We start from the raw sequence: 26,865 nt of genomic DNA, 5'->3' as shown, positions 1-26,865 counted from the left end.
TCTTGTATGCTTGCCGGTTGCTTAAAATTCCTCGTCCTCGGTGCGCAGCAAAATTTCGCGCTTACCGGCATGGTTGGCCGGTCCGATAATACCTTCTTGCTCCATCCGTTCGATGAGCGACGCTGCACGGTTATACCCGATGGACAGACGGCGCTGGATGTACGAGGTGGAGGCTTTCTTGTCTCGTGCAACAATGGCAACTGCCTGATCAAAAAGATCGTTGCTTGCGTTGCCGCTGCCAGCAGTCAGGCTGTCATAGCCACCAGCTTCTTCCTCTTCCTCGGTCACCGATTCAAGATATTGCGGCACGCCCTGTTCCTTCAGGTGGTTCACAATATCCTCAACCTCGTCATCGGAGACAAACGGGCCGTGGACGCGCTGGGTCTTACCACCGGCGGCCATGTAGAGCATGTCACCCATACCAAGCAGCTGTTCTGCGCCCATTTCGCCAAGAATGGTACGACTGTCGATCTTGGAGGTAACCTGGAACGAGATACGGGTCGGGAAGTTCGCTTTGATGGTACCGGTGATCACGTCCACAGATGGACGCTGCGTGGCCATGATAAGGTGGATACCGGCAGCACGGGCCATCTGAGCAAGACGCTGGATAGCACCTTCGATGTCCTTACCCGCGACCATCATCAAGTCTGCCATCTCATCGACGACAACAACAATGTATGGCATCTTTTCGAGCGGCAGTTCTTCTTCCTCGAAGATCGGCTCGCCGGTGTGTTTATCAAAGCCGGTCTGGACCGTACGGGTAAAGCGATCACCCTTCTTCATGGCCTGTTCAATGCGCGTGTTGTAACCGTCGATGTTACGCACGCCCATCTTGGACATCTTCTTGTAGCGGTCTTCCATCTCGCGCACTGTCCACTTCAAGGCGACGACCGCTTTGTTCGGATCGGTCACCACTGGGGTCAGCAGGTGCGGGATGCCATCGTAGATGGAAAGTTCCAGCATCTTTGGATCGATCATGATCATTTTGCACTGCTCCGGTGTCAGGCGGTAGAGCAGGGAAAGGATCATGGTGTTGATGGATACGGACTTACCGGAGCCGGTGGTACCTGCCACCAGCAAGTGAGGCATGCGGGCAAGGTCTGCGATAACCGGTTCGCCATTGATGGTTTTGCCGAGCGCCATTGCCAGCTTGGCTTTAGAGCGATCAAAGTCCTGCGCTGCGATGAGTTCACGAAGGTAAACCGTTTCGCGGGTGGCATTTGGAAGCTCGATACCAATGGCGTTCTTGCCCGGAATGACGGCTACACGAGCGGAGATCGCACTCATAGAGCGGGCGATATCATCTGCAAGGCCGATAACGCGGGATGACTTAATGCCAGGTGCCGGAGCCAGTTCATAGAGAGTTACAACAGGGCCGGGGCGAACCTCGATAATTTCACCGCGTACACCAAAGTCCTCCAGAACACCTTCCAAAATTCGGGCGTTTTGTTCTAGCGCATCACGGCTCAGGCGGCCACGGCCAGTGTCTTTCGCTTCCTGCAAAAGCTCTGTAGGCGGCAGCTCATATTCCCGCTCGCGCTGCGGTTCTGCAATGCGTACTTCTTTGCGGGCCGGGGCTGCTGGTATGGGCGCAGGAGCTTGTGGTACCACGCGCGCCTGAGGCTGTGCGGTCGGCGCTGGTTCTAAAGGCGCTGCAATTCCTACAGGGCGCAAACGAGGCGCAGGAGCTGGGGTATCGGGCGTCACCTGCTCTTTGTAGTCATAAGGGTCGACGTCATGATCGTGCCCGTGCTCGTGGCGGTGATCCTGTTCATGATCGTAGTAGTCATCGTCATCATAGGCATGCGGAACGTCAGGTTCCCAGTCGCCTTGGTACGGCGGAAAATCCTCTTGATCGTGATGAGCGTAGTCGCGGCGATCATATTGATCGTCGTCTATATCCTGATCGTAGGGGGCGTTTGCGCCTTGTTGCGGCTGGTCTTTTGAGGCGTCGTAGAACTCGTCAAGACCGTCGTCTTCTTTCGGCATCAAGCGGTTGGCAACGGAACGGCGCAGGCGCGTTACCAAGCCGGCCGGCTTTTCATCCTCAACAAGCTCTTCTTCTACGAAGTCGTCTTCATCATCATAGACATCAGCCTGCTGGGTCCGCTGGTTTTGGGTGTAACCGCGGCGATAGGTGCCTTCCTCTTGATGATCGTAGTCATCTTCGTAATCATCGTGAGTGGCTGCAGCCGCCGCAGATGCTGCTGGCTGGGCTTTCTGGCGGTTCATTGTGCGTTTAACGGCACTCGTCACCATTAGCTTCCAGTGGCTTAGGCGGCCGATGACGGTGGAGAGGTGATCATCCTCTTCATCATCGTAATCTTCGTCGTCGTAGCGCGTTGCGACAGGGGCTTCTTCAACAGCAACCGGTTCTGCGTCGCGGCCTACCCAGCCTGCTGCATGGGCAAGCAAAAAGAGGGCAGGCAGCCCAAGGCCGATGACGCCTACAAGCGTGCTTACGCTCTCTGACATTTGTGGCAGGAAGGCGGATGGTACAGCAAACACCCAGTCGCCCAAGAAGCCGCCAAGGCCCGTTGGAAGGGGCCAAGCCTGATTTACAGGCAAGGCGGCAAGGCCGCCCGCAAACACTATCGTTCCACCGAGCCAGCTGGCAAATCGCTTTTTGGAAAAGCCGGAATGCCCACGCCAGAAGACCCGCCAACCCCAGACCAAAATCGGGAAAATGAAGATGGCAGTCGAGAGCCCGACGGTTTGCATCAACAAGTCAGACAATATTGCGCCGGGGGTTCCCAGTGCGTTTTGTGTCGGCCCTGTTGTTGCATGGCTTAGGCTTGGATCAGTAATGGTCCACGTGGCAAGAGAGGCCGCAATGGACACCGCGAGGACAATAATCAGCAGACCCGTTGCCGCAATCAGGTTGCGCTTCAAGAAGCGCTTGATTGGGTTTTCAGTGTCTTCAAGCGATACAGTTGCCACTCGGGCTGGATTGATAGTGTTTGCCTGACGCATATGGTCTCTTACTCCAGACAATTAATAATGCGCTGGAAGGCTTCGCGGCTGGTCTCAAGAGATTCCACCAGTGCGATGCGAATGTATTTGGCACCCGGATTTGTGCCATCTGGCATATCCGAGGCGATGTAAGCGCCCGGCAGCACCTTTAGGCCTGCCTCACGCCATAGCTTTTCAGCAACTGTTACGCCGTCGCCCCAGCGGGAAACGTCCAGCCAGAGGAAGAAGCCGCCTTCTTTGGTGGTGTTGCCAAACAGCGGTTCCAGCATGTCCTGCGCCAATTCGTACTTTTCATTGTAGAGGCGCCGGTTCTCGATAACGTGCTCTTCATCGCCAAAGCAGCGAACGGCCAGCGCTTGCACTGGCAGCGGGACTTGCGGCGCGGCAACGTTACGGAAATCGGCAAAAAACTGGATAAACTCGGGATCGCCAGCAGCCAAGCCGCAGCGAATACCCGGCAGGTTAGAGCGCTTGGAGAGCGAGTTGAACGCCACAACATTGCGTAGCGTGCCATCAATGGCTTCTGCGGCCTGCAAAATACCTGCTGGTGGCTCGTCGCGGTAAATCTCGGAGTAACACTCGTCAGAGAACACGATGAAATTGTGCTTGCGGGCAAGCTCTACGAGCTTCTTCAGGTAGTCCAGAGGGGCAACAGTGCCTTGCGGGTTCGCAGGCGTTGCGAAATAAAACGCGATCGTCCGATCCAAGAGTGCTGGGTCCAGCGCATCAAGATCCGGCAATGCGCCATCAGCCGGTTCTGGCAGCAGAATTTCTTCCGCGCCTGCCATGTGCGCACCGGCGCCATAGCTTTGATAGAACGGGTTCGGTAAGATGACAGCAGGCGTCGCATCGCGCTTTTTCAGGTAATCCCGTGCGCTGACGCAGCCATAAACCAGCCCTTCGCGGGAGCCGTTGAGCGGAATGACGCTTTTGTCGGCATCAAAATTGTCTGAAAGGCCAAAGCGGTTCTTCAGCCAGCTTCCAACAGCTTCGCGGAACTTCGGCGTACCGTGAATTGGCGGATAGCGGCGAAAGTCGTTGATGTTCTGTGCCAGCACCTCTCCAACGAACGCAGGTGGTTCGTGACGAGGTTCGCCGATGGTCATGGTGATGTCCGGCAGCGCAGGCTGGATACCTTGCAGTTGGTCGCGCAGCCGCTGGAACGGATTCCCACCGGAGGATTTTGCTTTTGCATCTACGCTGGTCACGGAAAGTCTCATATCTTGTTTCACAGCTCTTGGTCCTGAAGATTTATAGTGATTTAAGGTAAATCGGGCCTTAACCAATTTGCTGATGTTGCAGCTAATCGGAGCAAAACTGCGAATGATAAAGGTGCATGATGTCACTACTCACCGTAGGAAAGTGGTAAAATTCTAACTCTGCGATAAGTTTGTAATTTTTGCACTTTCTAGATGAATATGAGATGACCGCGCGAAACGGCGCGGCCGTGCATTGTGGGAGTGGTGCTGATTGAGCCGGTAAGGCTAAGGTTTGGGTAGGCTGGACCAGTGCTTAAAAGTCGCTGGTGATGCCTTTTACTTCCCAGTCCTCGTAACGTGCAGGGTCGAGGCCGCCGCGCCCGTTAATTTCCTTCGCCCTGTTTTTGGTAACTGCATCAATCTCTTTTCGGCGGGCTTCCGCTTCAATCAAGGCGCGCTGTGCAGCAGGGGGCAGATCTTCAAAGCGCCGCTGTTTTGGCTGCTCGGCCGTCTCTCCAGCCTCGCGGATCTCGGTTGCCTTCATCTGTCCTTCAAGGGGATTGATAGTGCTGTCTGCCATGGATCACGCCTTGTTTCGCGGGTTCAAAAAACGAGCGGTACTGGCTGCTTGCGTTTATAAGCAGGCGTACCTACCTCCCTTTATATATTCACGATAGGTACCGATATCCATCTACCGTGTGTTCGCAATTGGATATAATGCCTGTGGAACACTATATGCAATCATGTGTTAGAGCCGCGATTTGCCAAGATTTGCAGCTCTGATAATGCTGAACTCAAAAAGAACCAAGGAGCTGGAGCCCCGACTATGAACTACGTCCGTACAGCGATGTTGCTTGCTGCCATGACAGCCCTGTTTATGGGCATCGGCTATATGATTGGCGGCTCCGGCGGTATGCTTATTGCGCTCGTGATTGCTGCGGGCATGAACGTTTTCAGCTATTGGAACTCCGACAAAATGGTGCTCTCCATGCACCATGCGCAGGAAGTTGATGAACGTCAGGCTCCAGAACTCTATGGCATGGTTCGCGCAATGGCCGCACGGGCTGATATGCCGATGCCAAAGGTCTACGTGATCAACAACCCGCAGCCAAACGCGTTTGCAACTGGGCGAAACCCTGAAAACGCCGCCGTTGCAGCAACAACGGGTCTGCTGAACTCCCTGACCAAGGAAGAGGTCGCCGGTGTGATGGCGCACGAGCTGGCGCACATCAAGAACCACGATACCTTGATCATGACGATCACCGCGACCATCGCCGGTGCCGTATCCATGCTTGCCAACTTCGCGTTTTTGTTTGGCGGTAACCGCGAGAACAACAATCCGTTTGGCTTCATTGGCGTAATCGCCACCATGATCCTTGCGCCGATTGCTGCAAGCCTTGTGCAGATGGCGATTTCGCGGACCCGTGAATATGCCGCCGATAAAATGGGCGCACAAATTTGCGGTAACCCGATCTGGCTTGCATCGGCTCTTGCAAAGATCGCAGGCGGCGGCCAGCAAGTTTATAACGAAGACGCCGAGCGCAATCCGGCAACGGCGCATATGTTCATCATCAACCCGCTTTCCGGCGAGCATATGGACAATCTGTTTTCTACCCACCCGAACACAGCAAACCGTATTCAGGCTTTGCAGCAGATGGGTGGAAGTGATGGATACTCCCCGTTTGGCGGTAGAACCCAGTCTTACAGCCGCTCCGGTTTTGGCAGTGCGCCCCAGCAGCCTCGCCAGCCTGAGCCGCCTCGTGGCCCATGGGGCGGCGGCAGTGGCCGTGGTAGCTCCGGCGGTGGCCGAAACGAGCCGCCAAGCAAGCCTAAAGGCCCTTGGGGCTAACGAGACTAACCAAAAGGGGACGACTGGCGATGAAAGTTGTCCCCATTTGCTATAGAAAACGAAATAGCATTCAAAAAAGAAGCTGAGGTCGATTGATTTTTTTGCATTCGCCCTTCACTGAGGCTTTTACGGATTTTTAGAGGGCATAGCCCTTAAACTATGAAGCACTTTAGGCCCTTTAAACAGGATGGGCCAAGAGCCGCTAGGCAGAGTTTGGACGATTGATGACGGAAGAAAAAAAAGGCAAACGCCCCCAAGCTCGTCGGCGAGCAAAACCGGTAAAAGAGAACGTTAACGGCTCTAACGGTGCGCATCCTGATCATCAGGATCCGGGCTATGCTTCCCGCAAAGTAGCGACAGACCTTCTTGGCAAGGTTCTTTCCAAGCGTATGCCGCTGGACGGTGAGCTGGACCTGAACAACGGTCATCCGGGCTACAAAAAGCTGGAGCCAAACGACCGCTCGCTGGTTCGTGCTATCTTGGGCACCGCTCTGCGTCGCCGCGGCCAGATCCAGAATGTGATCGACACTTTCCTTGATCGTCCTATTCCTGAAAAGACCGGCCGAGTTACCGACATTTTGCATGTCGCTCTGGCGCAGATGCTGTTTATGCAGGTGCCAGATCATGCTGCGGTTTCGCTTGCTGTAACCCTTGCTGGCCGCGATAGCCGCGCCAAGCCTTATAAAGGACTGGTGAACGCTGTTCTGCGCCGCGCGGCCCGTGAAGCTGCTGCGATTGTTGCGGATCAAGATGAAACCTTCATCAATGCGCCTGATTGGATGTTCTCCCGTTGGAAAGAGGTTTATGGCGAAGAGGCGGCTCGCGGTATCGCAAGCGCCCATTTGAGAGAGCCATACATTGATCTCACAGTGCGCAGCGATCTTGAAGGCTGGGCAGAAAAGCTTGGCGCTTCTGCGGTTCTTGACGCAAGCCTGCGCCTGCTGCCAGACGGTTCTATCGAGAAGCTGGAAGGCTACACCGATGGTCAGTGGTGGGTACAAGATGCCGCCGCTGCCGTGCCTGCTCGCTTGCTGTGCAGTGTTGAAGGCAAAGATGTTGCTGACCTTTGCGCAGCGCCCGGTGGTAAAACCATGCAGATCGCGTCAGCAGGCGCCAACGTAACCGCGGTTGATATTTCCGCTCGCCGTTTGCAGCGCCTTGCCCAGAACATGGAGCGCATTGGTCTTAGCGTTACGACTGTCACCAGCGATATCCGTGAGTTCCAGCCGGAACAGATGTTTGATGCGATTTTGTTGGACGCTCCTTGTAGTGCGACTGGTACGATCCGCCGTCACCCTGATGTCGCTTGGCTGAAACGCGAGACCGATATCGAGAAACTTGCAGAGTTGCAGTACGAGCTTCTTGAAAAAGTATCGCAGTGGCTGAAGCCGGGTGGATTACTTGTTTACTGCACCTGCTCTTTGGAGCAGGAAGAGGGCGAGTTGCAGATCCAGCGCTTCCTACTCGAAAACGAGAACTTTGCGCGCATACCTGTTGATGGCGACGAACTAGGTGGTCATACCGAGTGCATTAATGCACAGGGTGATTTCAGAGCTCTGCCTTGCCACAACGCGCAGGATTCTGAGCGTTTAAGCGGTCTTGATGGTTTCTTTGCCTCCCGTTTGCGCAAGATGAGCTAAGACTTGAGTGCGAGGCGTGGTGAATTCCACCCTCGCGCAAGCTATGGTTAACGAGATATAAAGGGCTTTGGGGGTTACCCTATCGTTCCCGGGTTTCACTGAGGCATCACATTTGGTTCCTCTGAACCCCAATAATCACTTACTGGGTATGAACTGAGCATGTCGTTAGGCATCGTGGCTGAGCGAGCGCGTATCGGGCGCTTACTAGCACAAAGTGCGTTTCATTCTGCCCTGAAATGGGTTCACGGCGGACCTTTGTTCCGCATGAGCTATTTCGGGAGTAGCTCTCCGCGGCTGCTTATAGCGCCGCAGGATTTGCGCACGGCTGACTCGACCAATGCCTCTGACATCTACTCTGGCCGTTTTCTCTTCGCTGGTCATTTGGTTGAAACCAACGGCTTGTCGCCGTTTGATGTTCCTTCGCCAAGTGTAGAGTGGGAAAAGGCGCTGCACGGCTTCTCTTGGCTGCGTCATTTGCGGGCCGCCGAAACGGCTGTCGCCCAAAGCAATGCTCGTGCCCTTGTTGAAGACTGGATTAAAGCCTGCGGTGGTCATCACCCTGTTGGCTGGCAGCAGGAAGTCGTTGCAAGGCGTGTGCTCAGCTGGATGGCGCAGTCTCCTTTGCTGCTTGATGGCTGCGATGCTGATTTTTACAAGCGTTTCATGCGCTCGTTGACCCGTCAGGTTCGCTATCTGCGCCGTACGGTCAATGAAAGCCCAGATGGATTGCCGCGCCTTCTTGCTAATATGGCAATCGCAAGTGCAAGCGTTTCCATGGAAGGGCAGGGTCGTCATACCAAGCAGGCGCTTCGCCGCCTTGATAGCGAGCTGCAACGGCAAATCCTTCCAGATGGTGGACATTTTTCCCGTCATCCCGGTGCGGTTGTCGAAGTACTGGTTGATCTGTTGCCAATCCGTCAGGCTTTGGTGATGCAGGGCCAGAAGGTTTCTCCGGTGATGATGGAATCCATCGACCGGATGATGCCGATTGTGCGTTTCTTCCGCCATGGCGATGGTTCCTTTGCAAACTTCAATGGCATGGGGTCCACACAAGGCGATCTGGTCGCCACTGTGCTTGCCTATGATGATGCGCGCGGTGTTCCTTCCGCCAGCGCTCCTTACAGCGGCTATCAGCGTCTTACTGGCGGTGACAGCATTGTGTTGATGGACACCGGTAAGCCGCCGGTTCCTCAGGTCAGCCACCAAGCCCATGCTGGCTGCCTGTCTATCGAGTTTTCGTCCCAGCGGAACCGCATCTTCGTGAACTGCGGTGTGTCCTCGCAAGAACGCCTTGAATGGCGCTCCGTTGCCCGCTCTACTGCTGCCCATTCCACCGTCGAGATTGATGAACTGTCGTCTTGTCGGTTCCTAAGCAATGTGAAGCTTAACGGCATCATCGGCTCTCCTGTTCTGTCCGGTCCGAAAAACGTTAGTGTTGAACGGCAGGACAACGAGGTGGCTGACCGTGTTGTTGCCAGCCATGACGGGTATCTGGATCGTGCCGGTGTTACCCATGAGCGCGATCTGACGCTTTCTCGCGATGGTACGGTGCTTGATGGTATCGACCGCATTGTGCCCCACGGAAAAATCGCCAACGGGCGCAAGTACACTATCCGCTTCCATCTGCATCCGAAGATCAAGTGCTCCATGCTGAACTCCGGCAATTCCATCGCCCTGCAATGCGCAGATGGCGAGGCGTGGGAGTTTATGTGCGAAGATGGCAAGCTCGCGTTGGAAGAATCCATCTATCTTTCCGATGTGTTTGGACATCGGCGCACCAACCAAATTGTCATCACCGGCCGCATTAAATCAGAGCAGGTTGTGACGTGGATGATTCGCCGTATTGCGGTTGCTAAAGGGCGTCGTAAGAGCGCGAATTAGACTTGCTGCTAATGAACGTAGCGGTTTGCTTAACCTCTAGGCAATTGCCTCCCGACTTGCGGAAAATTTAACCAGCAGATGGCTAGTGTTTGCGGGCGAACCATGTTAACTCGCCCGCGAAACTCCCTTCCTCCACATAAGTCAGGATAGGCAAAAAGATGGCCGTCGTTTCCAAAGGTATTCCCGTTCCAGATCTCGTCCCAGTCAAGCGCGCGCTGCTGTCGGTTTCCGACAAAAGCGGTCTGATTGACTTTGCGAAGGCGCTGGTTGAGCGGGGCGTTGAGTTGGTGTCTACAGGCGGAAGCCGTAAGACACTGGAAGAGGCTGGCCTCCCAGTTAAAGATATTTCCGAGGTCACCGGTTTTCCTGAAATTATGGATGGCCGTGTAAAGACCCTGCATCCGAAAGTGCACGGCGGACTGCTTTCCATTCGCGATGATGCAGAGCACGTTACTGCAATGGGTGAGCATGGCATCACCGGCATCGATCTGCTTTGCGTCAATCTGTATCCGTTTGAAGAGACTGTTGCTTCTGGCGCAGACTACGCAAACGGCGTCGAGAACATCGACATTGGCGGTCCGGCAATGACCCGCGCTGCTGCTAAAAACCATGCCTATGTGACCACTGTTGTGGATCCCGCCGATTATGCCAGCGTAATTGTAGCGCTGGACGCGAACGGCGGTCTGTCGCCTGTGGCGCTGCGCAAGAAGCTGGCTCAGAAAGCCTTTGCGCGCACTGCTGCCTATGATGCGGCGGTTTCCAACTGGATGGCCGCGCAGATCGGCGTTGAGGCACCGGACTACATTGCTGCTGGCGGAACGCTTAACGAAGTGATGCGCTACGGCGAGAACCCACACCAGTCCGCAGGCTTTTACCTCACCGGCGAGAAGCGTCCAGGTGTTGCCACTGCCCGCCAGTTGCAGGGCAAGAAGCTGTCTTACAACAACATCAACGATACCGACGCGGCGTTTGAACTTGTTTCCGAGTTTGACCCTGCACGTACTGCTGCTGTTGCCATTATCAAGCATGCAAACCCTTGTGGTGTTGCCGAGGCTCCAACTTTGAAGGAAGCCTACGAGAAGGCGCTTGCCTGTGATCCTGTCTCTGCATTCGGCGGCATTGTTGCGCTGAACGGCACTCTGGATGCAGACGCTGCAACCGAGATCACCAAGATCTTCACTGAGGTGATCATCGCGCCGGATGCAACGCAGGAAGCAATCGACATCGTTGCCAAGAAGAAGAACCTTCGCCTTCTGGTAACCGGCGGTCTTTCTGATCCACGAGCAAAAGGCATGAGCGTTAAGAGCGTTTCTGGCGGTCTTCTGGTGCAGAGCCGTGACAACGGCGTGGTTGATGATCTCGACCTCAAAGTTGTTACCAAGCGCCAGCCTACCGAGCAGGAAATGGCTGACCTTAAAATGGCGTTCCGCGTTGCCAAGCACGTGAAGTCCAACGCGATTGTTTACGTCAAAGACGGCGCGACCGTTGGCGTTGGCGCAGGCCAGATGAGCCGCGTGGACAGTGCCCGCATTGCAGCACGTAAGGCGATTGATGCAGCCGAAGCTGCTGGCATGGCCGAGCCGCTGACCAAGGGCTGCGTTGTGGCATCGGATGCATTCTTCCCGTTTGCTGACGGCCTTCTGTCTGCTGCAGAAGCTGGTGCAACCGCTGTTATCCAGCCGGGCGGCTCCATGCGTGATGACGAAGTAATCAAGGCGGCAGATGAAGCCGGTCTTGCAATGGTGGTTACCGGAATGCGTCACTTCCGCCACTAAGCGTATTTGAAAGCTTAACCACACTTGGCCTGCCGGGAACAATTCCGGCGGGCCTTTCATTTTTAAGAAACGTTCTTTGCTAGGTTTGGCTCCAGACTGGTGGAGAACAACAATGCAAACGAACGCCAGCCCCGGAACCCTTGGCAGAACCTTTGGCGGAACGCTGAAGCAGCTTGGCCTTGCCCTACTGAACGCAACACTCATTCTCGTGATTGTTGCAGCGCTTGCCATTGGCTGGGCCGCAAACTCCGCACTTACCTTTTCCGAGCAAGCCGCACAGCGCGTGACGGCCTCAGTCCTTGCTGCTTCAGGCATTCAGCCTGCGCAATGGCAGCGCGAGCTTGGCCGCCTCAACACCAGCCTTGCAGCGCTTAAAGACGGCTCCGGCTTTAATCCGGCCCTGCGCGGTGAGCTCTCCACCATTTCCGGCCAGCTCAAAAGCATCGATCAGACCCTTAAAGCCATTCGCAACCCGCAAGAGCGTGTAGGTGAACGGTTCTTCGACAGCGTGCTTGCAGGTTTGGACCAGTCCATCCGCAAGGCACGCGGCGTTTTGAACGAAGAACCGAAGGCCGCTGAGCGGACCACTCCATCAGTACCAGCGGACGATGCGCCTTCGCAAAATATCGCGCCGCCGCCGTATCTGCCCCAGAACCAACAGGGAGACCCCCATGTGCAACCACCACTATGAGCAAGGAGCGGGGCCATCTTTCTCCCGCCTTAACCGCCGCCATTTCCTGACCAGTGTAGCAGCCGTTGGTGCGGCGCTAACAACTGGAAGCATTCAGGTGAGCGCCAAGGAGCCGCGTATGCCCGAGCCGCGGGAGAAGGGCGCAGAGCCGCCGGAAGTTTCTCTCAGGCGGCTTATGGAGGGCAACAAACGCTACATTCAGGGCTCTGCCAAAGCTGGCGACTTTTTTGAAAGCGTGGAAGCGCTTGAAGTGGCGCAGTTCCCGTTTGCAGCGATCCTTGGCTGCTCGGACTCTCGCGTTGCGCCGGAAATTGCTTTTGATACCGGACTGGGTGATCTGTTCGTCGTGCGTGTTGCGGGCAACGTGGTAACGCCGGAGGGCATTGCTAGCCTTGAGTTCACCACTGCAGAGCTCGGCACACCGCTTATCATGGTGCTTGGCCATTCCAACTGCGGCGCGGTAGAGGCCAGCATTCAGTCTATTGATGACGGTAAAACGCTTCCCGGTTCTCTGCCTTCTCTGGTTGAGCTCATCAAGCCCGCCGTTGAAGCTGCAAAACAAGGCGGCGGTGACTTGCTGGACCGTAGCATCCGCCAGAACGTGTTGCTGGGTATGAAGGCGCTTACCGATCAGTCCGATATCCTGAAGCAGCGGGTGGACGAGGGTAAGCTAAAGATCGTCGGCGGTATCTATGATCTACACACCGGCGAAGTGCACTTTGTTGCGTGATGTAGGCTATGGCGCGTGTGCTGGTTTTGTCGCTGGGCGCGCTTTGGTTTATCGTGGGCCCCAAACCCCTGACGCGGAACACGCTGGAAAGAGAGGGTAGGTGCATGACGTTTCCCATTTACCGCAGGGCCTCGGAGGCTGATCTGCCTGCCGTGGTGCGCCTTGAAGAGCACTATATGCGTGAGCTGGAGCCCAAAAACCTTGCCCAGTGGTGCGCAAGTGAGGCAGCCGTACACGGGCTTTTGGCCAGTAATCAGGTGCGCATGTTTGTTTCACAGCTCGGCGGTGAAATCGTTGGCTATGGCTATTGGGGTCTTAAGAAAGAAACCCCGCATATCTACAATCTGTATGTCTATCCTGATTACCGCCGCTATGGCATAGCCAAAGACTTGCTGGAGCGGGTTGAAGCGGACATCGTCAAAGCAGGCTTCAGCCGCTGCACGTACTGTCCGGTTAGCACTCATCCAGCGCGAACGTTCATTGAGCAAGCTGGTTTTGAGCTGATGCGCGATGATGGTGAGCGCCTGCATATGGTGCGTGAGCTGGGTTAAGCAGCATCAGGCCATGATGAGCAGCACCGCAAGCGGTTTGCTTGCAGTGTGAGCTGGCTGCCCCGTTAAAACGGGAGTGGCAAGGCGGGCAGGCTATGCCTGCGCTTTTGGTTGGTTAGTTTCTTCGGCAATAGCTTACACGCCTTGCCCGGGCTTTTTAGGCAAAGAACGGCCCTTTCAACGAAGACGCGTGACCGGCAGTATTCTGCCGCCGCTGTGCGCCAACGTGAGCGGGCTATGCTGCCAAGAACTGCGGCACCCTTGCAGCGTTGCCTTTGCCGGACCAGCCTTGCGATACGTTACTTCTCAAGACAGCCCCACCCGACCCACCCCGCGCTGGCGGACGGTCCGCCAACTGCCCGTTCAGGTGAGCACGGCATTGATTATGGGGCGGGTTGGTGAGACGGGGATAAGGTTTTTGGGAAGCAGGGTGCTTCGGGCACCGGATAGTGGTCTGCAGTGACAGGGAACTCTGCCCACCAGAGTGGAAGGCCTTGGCTTTAGTTCCAGCGCACGGTCGGAGCATTTGCTGGATACCGGATCAAGTCCGGTATGACACCGAGAGCCGACATGGGTGCCAAGGCAACTTCGCTTCAAATGCACTCTAAGCAGGCTCAGATTGTTCAGGCACTGGATCACTGCTCCGCTTCTTCTCTGTATGACACAAGGAGCGGACACTCGTGCCAAAGGGAAGTTGGATCTGTTACCGATTTTGAGTGGAAGGGGTTGGACTACAAGGTCACTGCTTGTTCTCTCTTTTATGATGATGGCTGCCTCTGTAACAAGGGCTCCCTACAGTTAAAGCTGGGCCTTGCATGGCTTCCTTCAGTATCAATTCAGTCATGCCGGACTTGATCCGGCATCCAGAACGGCCTCCACAAAAAACACAGGCGGAATTGGGTAGATTGAGGCTTTGCGGTACATGCGCAATCTTTCCTGATGCCATTTTACGTTTACATCTTGGCCAGCAGGCGAAACGGGACGCTTTATACTGGCGTGACCAATAATCTTGCGCGGCGGGTATTCGAGCACAAAGGAAAGCAAGCTGTCAGCTTTACGGCAAAATATGGGGTGAGCCAGCTCGTCTACTACGAGACCTATAATCTGGTTATGGATGCGATCAATCGTGAGAAGGCGCTTAAACGCTGGCGGCGCTCATGGAAACTAGACGCGATCGAGAGGATGAACCCAGATTGGGATGACCTCTATGAGGGGCTAAATCAATAAACTTGACCCTATAGCTGGATGCCGGATCAAGTCCGGCATGACAGTAGAGGAGGGGATCTTGCGAGAGCTCAAGCTGTCATTTCATCTCCAATGCGGAATCCTGTCGCCTAATGACGGCAACTAAAGAAGCGGTATGCTAGATGCTAGATCAAATCCGTTATGACGGCGATGTGGAATCCCCCCGTACAACCGTCACCCCGCACTTGTTGCGGGGTCTAGCTGATAGTCTGACCGGCGAAGAGCGGCTGTTTGAGAACTGTGTGTTGGTTGCGTTCACAAGGACTTCTTAAAAGTCGAACATGTCATACCGGACAAGCGAAGCGATGATCCGGTATCCAGAAAACGCATGATAGGACATCTCCAGCGGGACCCTGCATCGGGTGCGGGGTGACTTCCCCAAGATCTGGATGACGGCGGTTGGGCAGCGTGACGGCCTTGAGACTGGTGCGACGGCGAGCGCCTATGAGATAACGCGGCCCCGTGGTCTGCCATTCAACTACGACCAAAAACAAAAAACGGGCCCCGAAGGACCCGTTCTCGTTTCAACTGTAAAGCCGAATATTCTTAGCTGGTTACAAGGTTGCGGAGCACGTAGTGCAGGATGCCGCCAGCCTTGATGTATTCCAGCTCGTCTTCGGTATCGATGCGGCAGAGAACCTCGATGGTTTTCTTTTCGCCGTTTGCGTATTCCACTTCGATATCAACCATCTGGCGTGGCTTGAGGTCTGCAACGCCCTTGATGGTTACGCGTTCGGTGCCTTCAATGCCGTGGGACTGCCAGCTTTCACCTTCTTTGAAGGTGAATGGCAGAACGCCCATGCCAACAAGGTTGGAGCGGTGGATACGCTCGAAGGACTGGGAAATCACTGCACGCACGCCCAGAAGCTTGGTGCCTTTTGCTGCCCAGTCACGGGAAGAGCCGGTGCCGTATTCTTTACCTGCAAAGATAACGAGCGGAGTGCCTTCGGCCTTGTATTCCATACAAGCGTCGTAGATCCACTTCTTCTCGCCGTCCTTCATGGTGACGCCGCCTTCAACACCTGGAACCATCTGGTTCTTGATGCGGATGTTGGCGAAGGTGCCGCGCATCATGATCTCGTGGTTACCACGGCGCGCGCCGTAGGAGTTGAAGTCCTTGGCCGCGACCTGATGCTGGGAGAGGTACTCGCCCGCAGGGGAGTTTGCCTTGATCGCACCAGCTGGAGAGATGTGGTCGGTGGTGATGGAGTCGAGGAACAGACCCATAACCGCAGCACCTTCGATGTCTTCGAGAGGCTTTGGCTCCATGGTCATGCCTTCGAAGTAAGGCGGGTTCTGCACGTAGGTAGAAGAAACAGGCCAACCGTAGGTCATGCCGCCTTCAACCTTAATCGCCTGCCAGTGCTCATCACCCTTGAAGACGTCGCCGTAGCGCTCTTCAAACATCTGCTCGGTGATAGAGGTGCGGATCAGCTCTGCAATCTCTGCCGTGGTTGGCCAGATGTCTTTCAGGTAAACAGGGTTACCGTCCTGATCTTCGCCCAGCGGGTCAGTTGCAACGTTCACGTTGAGAGAGCCGGCGATAGCGTAAGCAACAACAAGCGGAGGTGATGCAAGGTAGTTTGCACGGACATCCGGGTTCACGCGGCCTTCAAAGTTACGGTTACCGGACAGAACGGAACATGCAACAAGGTCGTTGTCGTTGATCGCAGAGGAGATTTCCTCAGGCAGTGGGCCGGAGTTACCAATACAGGTGGTGCAGCCGTAACCGGTGAGGTTGAAGCCCAGCGCGTCAAGGTCTTCTTGAACGCCAGCTCTTTCCAGATAGTCGGTCACAACCTGGGAACCAGGAGCCAGAGAGGTTTTAACCCAAGGCTTAACCTTCAGACCCTTTGCAAGAGCGTTGCGGGCGACAAGGCCAGCGCCGATCAGCACAGATGGGTTGGAGGTGTTGGTGCAAGAGGTGATCGCAGCGATAACAACATCGCCGTTGCCAAGGTCATGGTCGCGGCCTTCAACTGCAACGCGCTTGGCTTCTTCGCCTGCCTTGTTGAACTCTTCTGCCATGGTCTTGGCAAAGCCTTCAGCTGCATCAACCAGAGAGATGCGGTCCTGAGGGCGCTTTGGACCTGCCAGAGAAGGAACAACGGTGGAGATGTCCAGCTCAAGAGTGTCGGTGAAGACTGGGTCAGCGGAGCCGCTGTCGCGGAACATGCCCTGTGCTTTGGAGTAGGCTTCTACCAGCTCAACACGGTCTGCTGCGCGGCCAGTGGACTTCAGGTAGTTCACGGTGTCGTTGTCGACAGAGAAGAAGCCGCAGGTTGCGCCGTATTCCGGTGCCATGTTGGCGATGGTTGCGCAGTCTTCCAAAGACAGGTTGTCGAGGCCAGGGCCGTAGAACTCTACGAATTTGCCTACAACGCCCTTCTTACGCAGCATTTCTACAACGGTCAGAACAAGATCGGTCGCGGTGATGCCGTCTGCTAGCTTGCCGTCAAGCTTGAAGCCGATCACTTCAGGGATGAGCATGGAAATTGGCTGGCCGAGCATTGCTGCTTCCGCCTCGATGCCGCCTACGCCCCAACCCAGAACAGCCATGCCGTTCACCATGGTGGTGTGGGAGTCTGTACCCACGAGGGTATCAGGGTAAGCAACGGTCTCGCCGTCTTCTTCCTTGGTCCAGACGGTCTGGGCAAGGTACTCAAGGTTCACCTGGTGACAGATGCCGGTTCCTGGAGGAACAGCGCGGAAGTTGTCAAACGCAGACTGGCCCCAACGGAGGAACTCGTAACGCTCGCCGTTACGCTCGTATTCCTTCTCAACGTTGAGAGCGAATGCGGAGGTTGTGCCGAAGTAGTCAACCATTACGGAGTGGTCGATTACGAGGTCAACTGGAACCAGCGGGTTCACTTTTTTCGGGTCACCACCGAGTTTCACAGCCGCATCGCGCATTGCAGCAAGGTCAACAACAGCAGGAACGCCGGTGAAGTCCTGCATCAGAACGCGGGCAGGGCGGTAGGAAATCTCGTGGCTGGATTTGCGCTCTAAAAGCCATTCAGCAACGGCCTGAATGTCTTCTTTGGTGACGGTGCGGCCGTCTTCAAAGCGCAGCAGGTTTTCCAGAACCACTTTCAAAGAGTTCGGCAGCTTGGAAATGCCTTCCAAACCGTTCTTTTCTGCTTCTGGAAGAGAGTAGTAAGTGTAGGTCTTGTCACCGACCTTGAGCGACTGTTTAGCGCCAAAGCTGTTTAGTGAAGTCGACATGGCGAGCGGTCTCCTTATGAAAGCCGGAGAAAGGGCGAAATCTTGCTGCCGGCCCGAAAGATCTCTTATGTGCCCGTTTAACCGGGCTGTTTCGCACTTCCTGCGGAAATGCTTTATCTTTTGAAATCAACCAGAACCATCCGGGTGGGCGTTGGTTTGGTCGCCTTCAGCTTTGAGTTGTTTTCCTATAGCGTTTTTTCGGATCAGGTGCCAGAGACGCGCCCTTGAGGCAGTTGGTATTTCTGCTGTGAATGCGTCTAAAGTTCTATCCGAATTCGCCCAACAAGCTGAGTTATTTCGAATTTCGCCGCTTTATATACACATGTATACAATAATGTCGAGCCCTTACCTTTGTTGTCCAGCGTGGGTTGTGGACGAGAGCGGCGAGCGGGCCTTTTGCGGATTCCATTGGCAGCGAAGGTAAAGTGGCCTTCGACGTACCGTCAATAGCCGTTGCTGGCCCAAGTGCAGGGTTGTTGCCCACCGGTGCTGGTTTTCCTCTTGTTTGCTGTTGAGTATGAAGCGTTTGCGTTCTCAACTGAGCATAGTCGCTGGGCAATTAGACCCGAATACCGTGTTTTTCTGTAGGAAAGACTTGCCAAATCAAATGAATAGGCCCTAATCAAAGAGGGTGAACATGGCGCCATCCTGCTGTGTTTCTTGGCAATTCGAGCGGGGATCTCTTGAAGCTTATCTGCGATAGCCTGACTTGTGAGCGCGGCGGCCGCCGTGTTTTTGAGAATGTTACCTTTCAGATTTCATCAGGAGAGGCGCTTATCGTTCGCGGCCCCAATGGGGTTGGGAAGTCTTCTCTCTTGCGGGTCATTGCAGGTCTTGTTGCTGTCAGGTCTGGCAAAATGGCGCTTGAGGGCGGCATAGAAGACAGAACGGTTCCTGAACATTGCCATTACTTCGGCCATCTAGATGCGCTCAAGCCTTCGTTGACTGCACTAGAGAACTTGTCCTTCTGGCGTTCGTTTTATGAGCCGGTGGAACTTGCAGGGTTTTCAAGCGATGCAACGCTGGGCGCATCAGAAGCGCTGGAGACACTGGAAATTGGGCACACCGCCCATTTGCCAGCAGCATTTTTGAGTGCTGGGCAGCGCAGGCGGCTCTCTCTAGCCCGTCTTTTAGTCGTGCCGCGGCCTATCTGGATTATGGATGAGCCAAGCTCTGCACTGGATGCGGCCTCTGAAAGAACGCTGCTTGGGCTTATGGCCAGCCACATCAATGGCGGCGGCATAATTATTGCCGCAACACACCTGCCATTGGACCTGCCCAATACCAAGTATCTGGAATTTTCTCGCGGTGATGGCCGTGATGATGAGGGCCTTGCAGAAGATTACGACGGCTTTGGCGATAGCGGGGACTTTCTATGAACTGGATGACTGCGCTATTTGTTAGAGAGTTCAAAATCGCGGCTCGGGTTGGCGGCGGGGCGCTTATCGGTGTTTTGTTCTTCCTTGCCGTTGTGACCGTGTTTCCTTTCGGTGTCGGGCCAGACCTTAAGATGCTGGCGCGTATCGGCGCTGCGGTTCTATGGATCGGCGCTTTGCTGGCAACTTTGCTGGGGCTCGATCGTTTGTTTCAGGCTGACAGGGAAGATGGCACCCTAGACCTTCTTTTGATGTCGGGCCGCCCGCCAGAACTTATCGTGCTTGTTAAGTGTGCCGCCCACTGGGCAGCAACGGGTCTGCCGCTTGTAATCTCGGCTCCGGTTCTGGCGCTGTTCGTTAATCTGGAGCCAACAGCCATTGGCGCGGTGACCTTGACGCTGCTTGTTGGAACGCCCGCGCTCACCCTGATTGGTGCAGTGGGAGCAGGGGTTACCGTTTCGCTGAGACGCGGCGGCGTACTGCTTTCGATTCTGGTCATCCCTCTGGCTATACCCGTACTCATTTTTGGTGTAAGTGCTGCTACGGCTGCCGTGGGCGGACCAACGCCGTTTTTGACGCCGCTCCTTTATCTATGCGCCATCTCGCTTTTTGCGCTGGTCCTCGGGCCGGTTGCAGCGGGGGCAGCCTTGAGAGTGGCATCAGACTGATGAGAAAGTTTGATGCAAAGCAAAGCGGCGCGCTGTCTTTGCTTTAATAATCCGTAGAACTACCTGTAAATGAAAGCCGTATGAGCCCTTACAGGATCTTGGAATTAACAAACAGAAGTGATCCATGACGCTATATGATCTGGCCAACCCAACACGCTTCTTGTCACTTGTAGAGCGCATTATGCCTTGGCTTATCGGCGCGACCGTTCTGGCGCTTGCGACCGGCCTTTACATGGCATTTTTCTACGCACCTGAAGATTATCAGCAGGGGGTGACTGTGCGCATCATGTTTGTGCACGTTCCTTCTGCTTGGTTGGCGCTGCTCTGCTACGCCATGATGGCTGGCTCTTCCATTGGCACTTTGGTGTGGAAGCATCCACTGGCCGATGTGTCTGCAAAAGCTGCAGCACCGCTGGGGGCGGCTTTCACCTTTCTAGCACTGTTTTCCGGCTCCATCTGGGCAAAGCCGATGTGGGGTACTTGGTGGGTTTGGGATGCGCGCCTGACTTCTTTCCTTGTGCTGTTCATCATGTATCTCGGCATCATCGCTTTGTGGCGCACCATGGATGACCCGATCAAAGCGGCAAAAGCCAATGCGATCCTCACCCTTGTTGGCGTAATCAATCTGCCGATCATCAAGTTCTCGGTCGATTGGTGGAACACATTGCATCAGCCAGCCAGTGTTTTCCGCACCGACGGGCCTGCGCTGCATAGCTCCATTCTGGTGCCGCTTCTCGTTATGGCTGGCGCGTTCACCCTGTTCTTCATCATGATGCATTTGATGTTCATGCGGAACGAGATTTACGCCCGCCGTATCAGGGCCATGCGTATGCGTGCTGCTTCTGCCGCGCAGCCTCACGCAAATGTTACAGCGCAAATTCGGGAGGTTTAGGATATGGATAGTTTCTTCGCTGATCTTCCGCGTCATGCCGAATATGTGGCAGCTGTCTATTTGATGGCGGTAGCCGTATTTGGTGGTTTGCTAACCGTGGCGCTGGTAGTCAAAAAGCAGCGTGTGAAAGAGCTGGCCGAATTGGAGGCCGCTGGTATTCGCCGCCGATCCGCTAAAAAACAGGGTTAAAAATGAGCAGTGGTGAAGAGTCCTCGCAGAACGAAGTAGAGCCAAAGAAGGCGCGCCGTATACCGCCGCTGGCGCTGGTGCCTTTGGTTGTCTTTGCCGCTCTGTCGCTTTTGTTTCTTTATCAGCTTGTTTCCGGCCATGATCCGCAAAAGCTGCCTTCTGCTCTCATCGATAAGCCGGTGCCGCAGTTTACTCTGCCTGAAGTACCCGGCCTTTTGGCGAGCGGCGAGCAGGTGCCCGGTGTCACCAGCAAGGACTTGCTGGGCAAAGTTTCCATCGTCAATATCTTTGCTTCTTGGTGTGGCCCTTGCCGCGCCGAGCACGAATACATCATGGACCTTTCCAAGGATGACCGCGTGCAGATGGTGGGGCTGAACTACAAAGACAAAGCGCCCAATGCCATTCGCTTCTTGCAGGAGTTGGGCAACCCATATGACCGCGTTGGTGCTGATACGGGGCGTATTGGCATTGAATGGGGTGTCTATGGTGTTCCGGAAACCTTCATTGTCGGTAAGGACGGTAACATCAAGTTCAAGTTTGTGGGGCCGCTTAGCGAGCAGAGCTACCGCGATACCTTCCTTCCTGAGCTAGAACGGGTTCTGGCGACCTCTCGGTAACGATCATTTCATAGGTGGGTGAATGCCATCACCCGCTTGTTACTGTTGTTTGTAGATACGGTTTTGTAGGCTCTGCGCAGTGAACGGAAACGGGCAGAAAGGCCAAAGAATGAAGATTGCTCACCTTGGTCGCTCACTGGTAATGGGCGCTGCCGCCATGGCAATGGTTACCGGTTGGACACCTGCTGCCAACGCTGAAAAGGCGAAGGCGGTGGTTGAGCTCTTTACCAGTCAGGGCTGCTCTTATTGCCCTGCCGCTGATGATTACTTCTTCGAGATTTCCCAAAATCCTGATCTGCTGACCTTGGCGTTCCATGTTGACTATTGGGACTACCTTGGCTGGAAAGATACGTTTGGCTCTCGTGAAGCCAGTGACCGGCAACGCGGCTATGCCGAAGCGCGGGGCGATCAGGCTGTCTACACGCCGCAAATGGTGCTGAACGGTGCAAGCCAGTTTACGGGCAACAATCAGGCAGCGATCAATACAGCGATTGCAGAGGCGAAAAAGCTGGACGTGGATGTCGAGACATCCATGAAGAACGACATGCTGGAAGTGAGCGTTGAAGGGTTGGATAAGCCGCTGGATGTGATGGCGGATGTATACTTTCTGCAAGTGATGCCGGTGGCCGAGGTGAAGATTGCCCGCGGTGAAAACGCAGGTAAAACCCGCCGCTATACCAACATCGTCAAGAGCGTGATGCCAATTGGTGTTTGGGATGGAACCAAGAAGGTGTTCCAGTTGCCCAAGTCTGCGCTGGACAAGTCCGGCAAGGTTTCGTGGGTCGTACTGGTGCAGACCATGAAGGACGGTTTTCCTTCAACTATTCTTGGCGCGACTGCTGCTCCTAAACCCTAGTTCGGTTATGCTCTTCCGGTCCTTTCCTGATTTTTGCCAATAGGGACTTTGGCTCACTGGTTTGGGTTGCTATGCGGGAATATTCTGTTATGGCTAGCGCCAGCGAACAGGGGTGTTCCTCTTAGCAATCGGGGATCAGGCAGTCGGAAATGAACGAGAGTATGCGCTTTGCGATCGGCAGCATTTTTATCGGCTTGCTGGTTCTTGCAATAAAATATGCCGCCTATGTGATGACAGGGTCCATCGCGTTCCTGTCCGATGCTCTTGAAACCACGCTGAACGTGGCTTCAGCACTTGCGGCTGCCGGTGCGCTTTATATGTCGCAAAAACCGGCTGATCAAAACCACCCCTATGGTCACTACAAGGTCGAGTACTTTGCCGCCGTTTTTGAAGGCGTGCTGATCGTTCTTGCTGCCTTGGTGATTATGCGTGAAGCCTATTTTGGCATTATCACTCCGCCGGAGCTGAATGCATCGCCTGCCGGTGTTGCCTTGAACGGTCTGGCCAGCGTTATCAATGCTGCATGGGCAACCATGTTGATGCGTATTGGCCGCAAGCATCGCTCTCCGGCTCTGATGGCTGACAGTAAGCATATTATGACCGACGTTTATACGTCGGGTGGTGTGTTGCTGGGTGTCGTTCTGGTGTTCCTCACTGGATGGGAAATCCTCGATCCGATTATCGCAGCGCTGGTTGCTGTTAACATTCTTTGGCACGGCTGGGGTCTGGTGCGCGAGTCCATTGGCGGGCTGATGGATGAGGCGGCACCTGAAGAAGAACAGGAAGCGCTGCGCCAGCTTATTTCCAAGCACGGTGATGGTGCGCTTGAGGCGCATGATCTGCGCACGCGCCACTCCGGTCATGTGACGTTTGTTGACTTCCACCTTGTTGTGCCGGGCGATATGACTGTTGAGAATGCGCACAAGATCTGTGATCGCATTGAAGAAGGCATTGCGGCAGAAATGCCGGGCGCTCGTGTGACCATTCACGTTGAGCCGGAAAATCACGCCAAGCACTCCGGTATTGTTGTTCTTTAAAACTCTTTGCGGCTGCAGCGCATCTGTTTAGCAAGGTGCCGCTGCGTCGCTGTTCGTGCCGTTAAAAAAGCGCTTTACCTGCAGCTCTTTATAAGTATTTTTGGCTAGTTGTTCGCTGGGTGCGAACAGGCTGGCAACAGGAGAGCTGCATGCGGGTAAAGCTGATGGATCATATGATCCTGTGCGTCGGGGTATTGTTTATGACCCTGCCAGCGCTTGTCGTGTTTTTCTCCTCCACTCATTCCGGTGCAGTTTTGGCGGGTGAGGGACTGCAGCTTGTTTTGGGGCAAAATGGCTTGCGGGCCTATGAGCGCATCTTGTTTGAAGGGCGCGGTTTTTCCGGTGCTGTGACAGGCCTTTTGATGATCTGGAACTCCATGGCTCTGGCGCTTGGTTTTGCGCTGGGCAAGGTGCTTCTTTCCATGCTGGCCGCCTATGCGCTGGTCTATTTTCGTGTTCGCTTTGGAACGCTGATTTTCTGGCTGATCTTCACCAGTTTGTTGCTGCCGCTGGAATCTCGCTTTCTTGCTACCTACGGCGTTGTTTCCAATCTCGGTCTTGTAAACACCAAGGCCGGTTTGATTTTGCCGCTGTTGGCCTCTGCAATTGGTACGTTCTTCTTTCGCCAGTTTTTTCTAACTGTGCCGAATGAGCTGGTGGAAGCTGCCCGCATTGATGGTGCGGGTCCGATCAAGTTCTTGAAGGATATTCTGGCGCCTGCTTCTGCTCCTATGGTGGCCGCTTTGTTCCTGCTGATGTTTGTGCTTGGCTGGAACCAGTATCTGTGGCCGATTATGGTCAACAGCGCCGAAGAACAGATGACCGTGGTGCAGGGCATAATGTTTGTGGGGCAGCGTAGCCCTGAAGGTATGGCACTTGCTGTGCTGGCAATGCTTCCACCAGTGCTGCTTGTAGTGTTCTTTCAACGGTATTTTGTGAAGGGCCTTACGGACGGTCGTCAGTAAGCTAGGCTGGAAACCAGCTCAAATCACTGTAACTGCATAAGTATTATTGTCGCACTCGGGTTATGGAGCGCTAGTCGATCCGTTAGCCTTGTGGGGAATCACGGTTTTGGGCTGAAGCTGGTGGGAAGCACTAGCTTTGGCCTTACCTGAAACCTCCACCAAGAAGGGTCCGACCATGAAACACCTCCTGATAATCGCTGTTCTTTGCTTGTTTACTGCGCCGAGTGCGTTTGCTGACAAGCTCGTTTTTTATGATGATCGCGGCAAGAGAACGGTGGTGCGCACAGACAGGCTGACGGGCTGTGTTTCGCTTTATGACTCTGGTCGTCGACCGCTGCAGTTGTGCCGCTTGGGAGCGAAACACAACAATAAGGCTGACCATAGAGATGATCGGCGTGACGACAGACGGGACGACCGTCGCGATGATCGCCGTGACTAAGAGCTGAAACCTCAAAAGAAAAGGGCCGGTACATGACCGGCCCTCTTTGCTGCTTGTATCTCTGGAAGGAGATTGCGGGGTTTATACCCCTTTTTGAATTAGAGGCGCTGGGAGCCCTGACCGAACTCAGGATAGGCTTCTACGCCGATTTCCACTTTGTCGAGGCCCATGGCTTCTTCTTCTGCGGTAACGCGGATGCCAACCACTGCCTTGAGAACCAGCCACAACACTGCGGAGACGATGAAGGTGAATGCGCCGTATGCGACCACACCCAGAGCCTGCGTTGCGAAGGATGCATCAGCGTTGGACAGTGGAACAATGAGAGTGCCCCAGATGCCTGCCAGCAGGTGAACGGGAATTGCGCCAACAACGTCGTCGATCTTCAGCTTGTCGAGCAGTGGAACGGTAAACACTACAATCGCGCCGCCGATACCGCCGATGATAACGGCCTGCAGTACGGATGGTGCAAGAGGTTCTGCGGTGATTGCCACCAGACCTGCCAGAGCGCCGTTAAGGGCCATGGTTACGTCGACCTTCTTGTACATCAGCTGGGTGAGAAGCACTGCTACGACCACACCTGCTGCAGCTGCCATGTTGGTGTTGGCAAAGATGCGGGAGATGTCGGTTACATCGTTGATGGTTCCCATTGCCAGCTGGGATGCGCCGTTGAAGCCGAACCAACCGAGCCACAGAATGAAGGTGCCGAGGGTCGCAAGCGGCATGGAAGAGCCTGGAAGCGGTGTTACAGAACCGTTTGCGTTGTACTTACCAGCGCGAGGGCCGAGGATCAGTGCGCCTGCAAGAGCTGCCCAGCCACCAACGGAGTGTACAAGGGTGGAGCCTGCAAAGTCAGAGAAACCAGCTTCAGACAACCAGCCGCCGCCCCACTGCCAAGAACCGGCGATTGGGTAGATGAAACCGGTGAGAATGACGGTAAAGAGCAGGAACGGCCACAGCTTGATACGCTCGGCAAGAGTGCCGGAAACGATAGAAGCTGCAGTTGCCACAAACACCATCTGGAAGAACCAGTCAGAAGCGGTGGAGTAGCCGGTGTCCAGCGAGTTGCCGCCAACCGGATCAAAAGAGTAAGGACCGAAGGAGCCGATGAAGCCGCCATCAACGCCGGTGTACATGAGGTTGTAGCCGGTGATCCAGAACATCAGGCCAGCGATGGAATAGAGGCTGATGTTCTTGAGGCACTGCATGGAAACGTTCTTAGTGCGAACAAGACCTGCTTCCAGCATTGCAAAGCCAGCTGCCATCCACATGACGAGGAAGCCGCCGATGAGGAACAGAAGGGTGTTGAAGATGTACTGGGTTTCAGGCGAAACCGGAGAGGCGTCCTGAGCGAGGGCAGGAGCTGCGCCCAGAGCTAGGGCGGAAGCACTCATGCCGATTGTCTTTAGCGAAATTCTCATTGTTCCAAATACCCCATTCACTGTCTTAGATCGCTTCTGCATCGACTTCACCGGTACGGATGCGAACGACTTGATCGATGCCGTAAACAAAGATCTTGCCGTCGCCGATCTGGCCGGTTTTTGCTGCTTTGGAGATGATTTCGACGACCTTGTCTGCGATGTCGGAAGAAACCGCGACTTCGATTTTCAGCTTTGGAAGAAAGCTGACCGCGTATTCGGTGCCGCGGTAAATTTCTGTGTGGCCCTTTTGGCGGCCATAACCTTTAACCTCGGTTACGGTAAGCCCTTGAACGCCAATGTCTGTAAGTGCTTCGCGAACTTCATCGAGCTTAAAGGGCTTGATGATTGCCATTACGATTTTCATGCTCTACCCCGTCTACTGTGTTGACCTTTGGTTTCAGAGCGGGAAGGTCGCCCTGTAACTTACAGATCCTTCATCAGAGGCATTCTGGGAGGAGCGAATGCTTTTGGCGCTGGACCTGACTGTCGGTCCCTTACTTTCAAAGATCGTGCCAACTGCATTTTTGCGGGGTTTTTGGAAGGGTGATGTGAGCGCGCTATCTCGTGTTTTACTCTAAATTTCAAAGAGATAGATTGGTGTGCTGAAATGCGCTCAAGGGTTGAATTTGCAGAAGCGGTACATTTTCTT

At 54.8% G+C, this 26,865-nt stretch carries 23 protein-coding genes; 17 read left to right on the top strand and 6 right to left on the bottom strand.

What is annotated here, in order from left to right:
• Positions 1 to 21: 21 nt before the first annotated feature.
• The 3 genes from E1162_RS14305 to E1162_RS14295 form a co-directional block, all read right to left on the bottom strand.
• Positions 22 to 2,973: a DNA translocase FtsK gene (locus E1162_RS14305; RefSeq protein WP_155132283.1), complete on the bottom strand. Its 2,952-nt coding sequence runs from the start codon at positions 2,971 to 2,973 to the stop codon at positions 22 to 24.
• An 8-nt stretch (positions 2,974 to 2,981) separates the two neighbouring features.
• Positions 2,982 to 4,193 (bottom strand): aminotransferase class I/II-fold pyridoxal phosphate-dependent enzyme, encoded by a 1,212-nt coding sequence (locus tag E1162_RS14300; protein ID WP_155132281.1) that lies wholly within the window; start codon positions 4,191 to 4,193, stop codon positions 2,982 to 2,984.
• A gap of 292 nt (positions 4,194 to 4,485) precedes the next feature.
• Positions 4,486 to 4,716 carry a DUF1674 domain-containing protein gene (locus E1162_RS14295; RefSeq protein ID WP_155132700.1) on the bottom strand — a complete coding sequence of 77 codons (231 nt, stop codon included), beginning with the start codon at positions 4,714 to 4,716 and terminating at the stop codon, positions 4,486 to 4,488.
• A gap of 282 nt (positions 4,717 to 4,998) precedes the next feature.
• Here E1162_RS14295 and htpX point away from each other — a divergent pair, with 282 nt between their 5' ends.
• From htpX to E1162_RS14255, 8 genes are all read left to right on the top strand, one after another.
• Positions 4,999 to 6,021, top strand: a complete 1,023-nt coding sequence (htpX, locus tag E1162_RS14290) for a zinc metalloprotease HtpX (protein WP_155132279.1) — start codon at positions 4,999 to 5,001, stop codon at positions 6,019 to 6,021.
• Between the two features lie 224 nt (positions 6,022 to 6,245).
• Entirely contained in the window at positions 6,246 to 7,661 is a 1,416-nt protein-coding gene (gene rsmB / locus E1162_RS14285) for a 16S rRNA (cytosine(967)-C(5))-methyltransferase RsmB (RefSeq protein ID WP_155132277.1), read from the top strand.
• Positions 7,662 to 7,820: 159 nt separating this feature from the next.
• The gene (locus E1162_RS14280) at positions 7,821 to 9,542 is read left to right on the top strand and encodes a heparinase II/III family protein (protein WP_155132275.1); all 1,722 of its coding nucleotides are present in this window, start codon (positions 7,821 to 7,823) and stop codon (positions 9,540 to 9,542) included.
• Between the two features lie 158 nt (positions 9,543 to 9,700).
• Positions 9,701 to 11,317 (top strand): bifunctional phosphoribosylaminoimidazolecarboxamide formyltransferase/IMP cyclohydrolase, encoded by a 1,617-nt coding sequence (gene purH / locus E1162_RS14275; protein ID WP_155132273.1) that lies wholly within the window; start codon positions 9,701 to 9,703, stop codon positions 11,315 to 11,317.
• 112 nt (positions 11,318 to 11,429) lie between these two features.
• Positions 11,430 to 12,008, top strand: a complete 579-nt coding sequence (locus tag E1162_RS14270; protein WP_155132271.1) for a hypothetical protein — start codon at positions 11,430 to 11,432, stop codon at positions 12,006 to 12,008.
• Entirely contained in the window at positions 11,989 to 12,738 is a 750-nt protein-coding gene (locus tag E1162_RS14265; RefSeq protein WP_257099005.1) for a carbonic anhydrase, read from the top strand. The genes E1162_RS14270 and E1162_RS14265 overlap by 20 nt, the downstream gene beginning before the upstream one ends.
• 8 nt (positions 12,739 to 12,746) lie before the next feature.
• Positions 12,747 to 13,289, top strand: a complete 543-nt coding sequence (locus E1162_RS14260) for a GNAT family N-acetyltransferase (protein ID WP_155132267.1) — start codon at positions 12,747 to 12,749, stop codon at positions 13,287 to 13,289.
• 939 nt (positions 13,290 to 14,228) lie between these two features.
• A complete protein-coding gene (locus E1162_RS14255) occupies positions 14,229 to 14,516 on the top strand; it encodes a GIY-YIG nuclease family protein (protein ID WP_155132265.1) in 288 nt (95 codons plus the stop codon).
• 564 nt (positions 14,517 to 15,080) lie between these two features.
• Here E1162_RS14255 and acnA read toward each other — a convergent pair.
• Entirely contained in the window at positions 15,081 to 17,759 is a 2,679-nt protein-coding gene (gene acnA, locus E1162_RS14250; RefSeq protein WP_155132263.1) for an aconitate hydratase AcnA, read from the bottom strand.
• 683 nt (positions 17,760 to 18,442) lie between these two features.
• On the opposite strand from acnA, the gene ccmA reads away from it, so the two are divergent.
• The 9 genes from ccmA (at position 18,443) to E1162_RS14205 (ending at position 24,798) form a co-directional block, all read left to right on the top strand.
• Positions 18,443 to 19,138: a heme ABC exporter ATP-binding protein CcmA gene (ccmA, locus tag E1162_RS14245; protein WP_155132261.1), complete on the top strand. Its 696-nt coding sequence runs from the start codon at positions 18,443 to 18,445 to the stop codon at positions 19,136 to 19,138.
• 5 nt (positions 19,139 to 19,143) lie between these two features.
• The gene (ccmB, locus tag E1162_RS14240) at positions 19,144 to 19,803 is read left to right on the top strand and encodes a heme exporter protein CcmB (protein ID WP_257099032.1); all 660 of its coding nucleotides are present in this window, start codon (positions 19,144 to 19,146) and stop codon (positions 19,801 to 19,803) included.
• Between the two features lie 124 nt (positions 19,804 to 19,927).
• Positions 19,928 to 20,695 (top strand): heme ABC transporter permease, encoded by a 768-nt coding sequence (locus tag E1162_RS14235; RefSeq protein WP_155132257.1) that lies wholly within the window; start codon positions 19,928 to 19,930, stop codon positions 20,693 to 20,695.
• A gap of 3 nt (positions 20,696 to 20,698) precedes the next feature.
• Positions 20,699 to 20,884 (top strand): heme exporter protein CcmD, encoded by a 186-nt coding sequence (gene ccmD, locus E1162_RS14230; protein WP_155132255.1) that lies wholly within the window; start codon positions 20,699 to 20,701, stop codon positions 20,882 to 20,884.
• Between the two features lie 2 nt (positions 20,885 to 20,886).
• Positions 20,887 to 21,501, top strand: a complete 615-nt coding sequence (locus E1162_RS14225) for a DsbE family thiol:disulfide interchange protein (protein ID WP_155132253.1) — start codon at positions 20,887 to 20,889, stop codon at positions 21,499 to 21,501.
• A 109-nt stretch (positions 21,502 to 21,610) separates the two neighbouring features.
• Positions 21,611 to 22,357 (top strand): DUF1223 domain-containing protein, encoded by a 747-nt coding sequence (locus tag E1162_RS14220; protein ID WP_155132251.1) that lies wholly within the window; start codon positions 21,611 to 21,613, stop codon positions 22,355 to 22,357.
• A gap of 149 nt (positions 22,358 to 22,506) precedes the next feature.
• Positions 22,507 to 23,394 carry a cation diffusion facilitator family transporter gene (locus E1162_RS14215; protein WP_155132249.1) on the top strand — a complete coding sequence of 296 codons (888 nt, stop codon included), beginning with the start codon at positions 22,507 to 22,509 and terminating at the stop codon, positions 23,392 to 23,394.
• Positions 23,395 to 23,543: 149 nt separating this feature from the next.
• Positions 23,544 to 24,359: an ABC transporter permease subunit gene (locus E1162_RS14210; protein ID WP_155132247.1), complete on the top strand. Its 816-nt coding sequence runs from the start codon at positions 23,544 to 23,546 to the stop codon at positions 24,357 to 24,359.
• Positions 24,360 to 24,534: 175 nt separating this feature from the next.
• On the top strand, positions 24,535 to 24,798 hold the full coding sequence (locus E1162_RS14205; protein ID WP_155132245.1) for a hypothetical protein: 264 nt from the start codon (positions 24,535 to 24,537) through the stop codon (positions 24,796 to 24,798).
• 98 nt (positions 24,799 to 24,896) lie between these two features.
• Here the strand turns inward: E1162_RS14205 and E1162_RS14200 are convergent, their stop codons facing one another.
• Both E1162_RS14200 and E1162_RS14195 read right to left on the bottom strand, forming a co-directional pair.
• Complete coding sequence (locus E1162_RS14200) at positions 24,897 to 26,216, bottom strand: ammonium transporter AmtB (RefSeq protein WP_155132243.1); 1,320 nt, start codon at positions 26,214 to 26,216, stop codon at positions 24,897 to 24,899.
• A gap of 25 nt (positions 26,217 to 26,241) precedes the next feature.
• Complete coding sequence (locus E1162_RS14195; protein ID WP_155132241.1) at positions 26,242 to 26,580, bottom strand: P-II family nitrogen regulator; 339 nt, start codon at positions 26,578 to 26,580, stop codon at positions 26,242 to 26,244.
• Between the last annotated feature and the right edge of the window lie 285 nt (positions 26,581 to 26,865).

It is taken from the genome of Pseudovibrio flavus, from assembly GCF_009711345.1.
In the GTDB taxonomy this organism is placed as follows: domain Bacteria; phylum Pseudomonadota; class Alphaproteobacteria; order Rhizobiales; family Stappiaceae; genus Pseudovibrio; species Pseudovibrio flavus.
This window is presented reverse-complemented; position numbering and strand designations above follow the sequence as displayed.

What these genes read in the sequence shown, in the direction of transcription:
- E1162_RS14305 (WP_155132283.1), bottom strand. Translation starts at nt 2,973, where the DNA reads ATGCGTCAGGCAAACACTATCAATCCAGCCCGAGTGGCAACTGTATCG.
- E1162_RS14300 (WP_155132281.1), bottom strand. Translation starts at nt 4,193, where the DNA reads ATGAGACTTTCCGTGACCAGCGTAGATGCAAAAGCAAAATCCTCCGGT.
- E1162_RS14295 (WP_155132700.1), bottom strand. Translation starts at nt 4,716, where the DNA reads ATGAAGGCAACCGAGATCCGCGAGGCTGGAGAGACGGCCGAGCAGCCA.
- htpX (WP_155132279.1), top strand. Translation starts at nt 4,999, where the DNA reads ATGAACTACGTCCGTACAGCGATGTTGCTTGCTGCCATGACAGCCCTG.
- rsmB (WP_155132277.1), top strand. Translation starts at nt 6,246, where the DNA reads ATGACGGAAGAAAAAAAAGGCAAACGCCCCCAAGCTCGTCGGCGAGCA.
- E1162_RS14280 (WP_155132275.1), top strand. Translation starts at nt 7,821, where the DNA reads ATGTCGTTAGGCATCGTGGCTGAGCGAGCGCGTATCGGGCGCTTACTA.
- purH (WP_155132273.1), top strand. Translation starts at nt 9,701, where the DNA reads ATGGCCGTCGTTTCCAAAGGTATTCCCGTTCCAGATCTCGTCCCAGTC.
- E1162_RS14270 (WP_155132271.1), top strand. Translation starts at nt 11,430, where the DNA reads ATGCAAACGAACGCCAGCCCCGGAACCCTTGGCAGAACCTTTGGCGGA.
- E1162_RS14265 (WP_257099005.1), top strand. Translation starts at nt 11,989, where the DNA reads ATGTGCAACCACCACTATGAGCAAGGAGCGGGGCCATCTTTCTCCCGC.
- E1162_RS14260 (WP_155132267.1), top strand. Translation starts at nt 12,747, where the DNA reads ATGGCGCGTGTGCTGGTTTTGTCGCTGGGCGCGCTTTGGTTTATCGTG.
- E1162_RS14255 (WP_155132265.1), top strand. Translation starts at nt 14,229, where the DNA reads ATGCCATTTTACGTTTACATCTTGGCCAGCAGGCGAAACGGGACGCTT.
- acnA (WP_155132263.1), bottom strand. Translation starts at nt 17,759, where the DNA reads ATGTCGACTTCACTAAACAGCTTTGGCGCTAAACAGTCGCTCAAGGTC.
- ccmB (WP_257099032.1), top strand. Translation starts at nt 19,144, where the DNA reads ATGACTGCGCTATTTGTTAGAGAGTTCAAAATCGCGGCTCGGGTTGGC.
- E1162_RS14235 (WP_155132257.1), top strand. Translation starts at nt 19,928, where the DNA reads ATGACGCTATATGATCTGGCCAACCCAACACGCTTCTTGTCACTTGTA.
- ccmD (WP_155132255.1), top strand. Translation starts at nt 20,699, where the DNA reads ATGGATAGTTTCTTCGCTGATCTTCCGCGTCATGCCGAATATGTGGCA.
- E1162_RS14225 (WP_155132253.1), top strand. Translation starts at nt 20,887, where the DNA reads ATGAGCAGTGGTGAAGAGTCCTCGCAGAACGAAGTAGAGCCAAAGAAG.
- E1162_RS14220 (WP_155132251.1), top strand. Translation starts at nt 21,611, where the DNA reads ATGAAGATTGCTCACCTTGGTCGCTCACTGGTAATGGGCGCTGCCGCC.
- E1162_RS14215 (WP_155132249.1), top strand. Translation starts at nt 22,507, where the DNA reads ATGAACGAGAGTATGCGCTTTGCGATCGGCAGCATTTTTATCGGCTTG.
- E1162_RS14210 (WP_155132247.1), top strand. Translation starts at nt 23,544, where the DNA reads ATGCGGGTAAAGCTGATGGATCATATGATCCTGTGCGTCGGGGTATTG.
- E1162_RS14205 (WP_155132245.1), top strand. Translation starts at nt 24,535, where the DNA reads ATGAAACACCTCCTGATAATCGCTGTTCTTTGCTTGTTTACTGCGCCG.
- E1162_RS14200 (WP_155132243.1), bottom strand. Translation starts at nt 26,216, where the DNA reads ATGAGAATTTCGCTAAAGACAATCGGCATGAGTGCTTCCGCCCTAGCT.
- E1162_RS14195 (WP_155132241.1), bottom strand. Translation starts at nt 26,580, where the DNA reads ATGAAAATCGTAATGGCAATCATCAAGCCCTTTAAGCTCGATGAAGTT.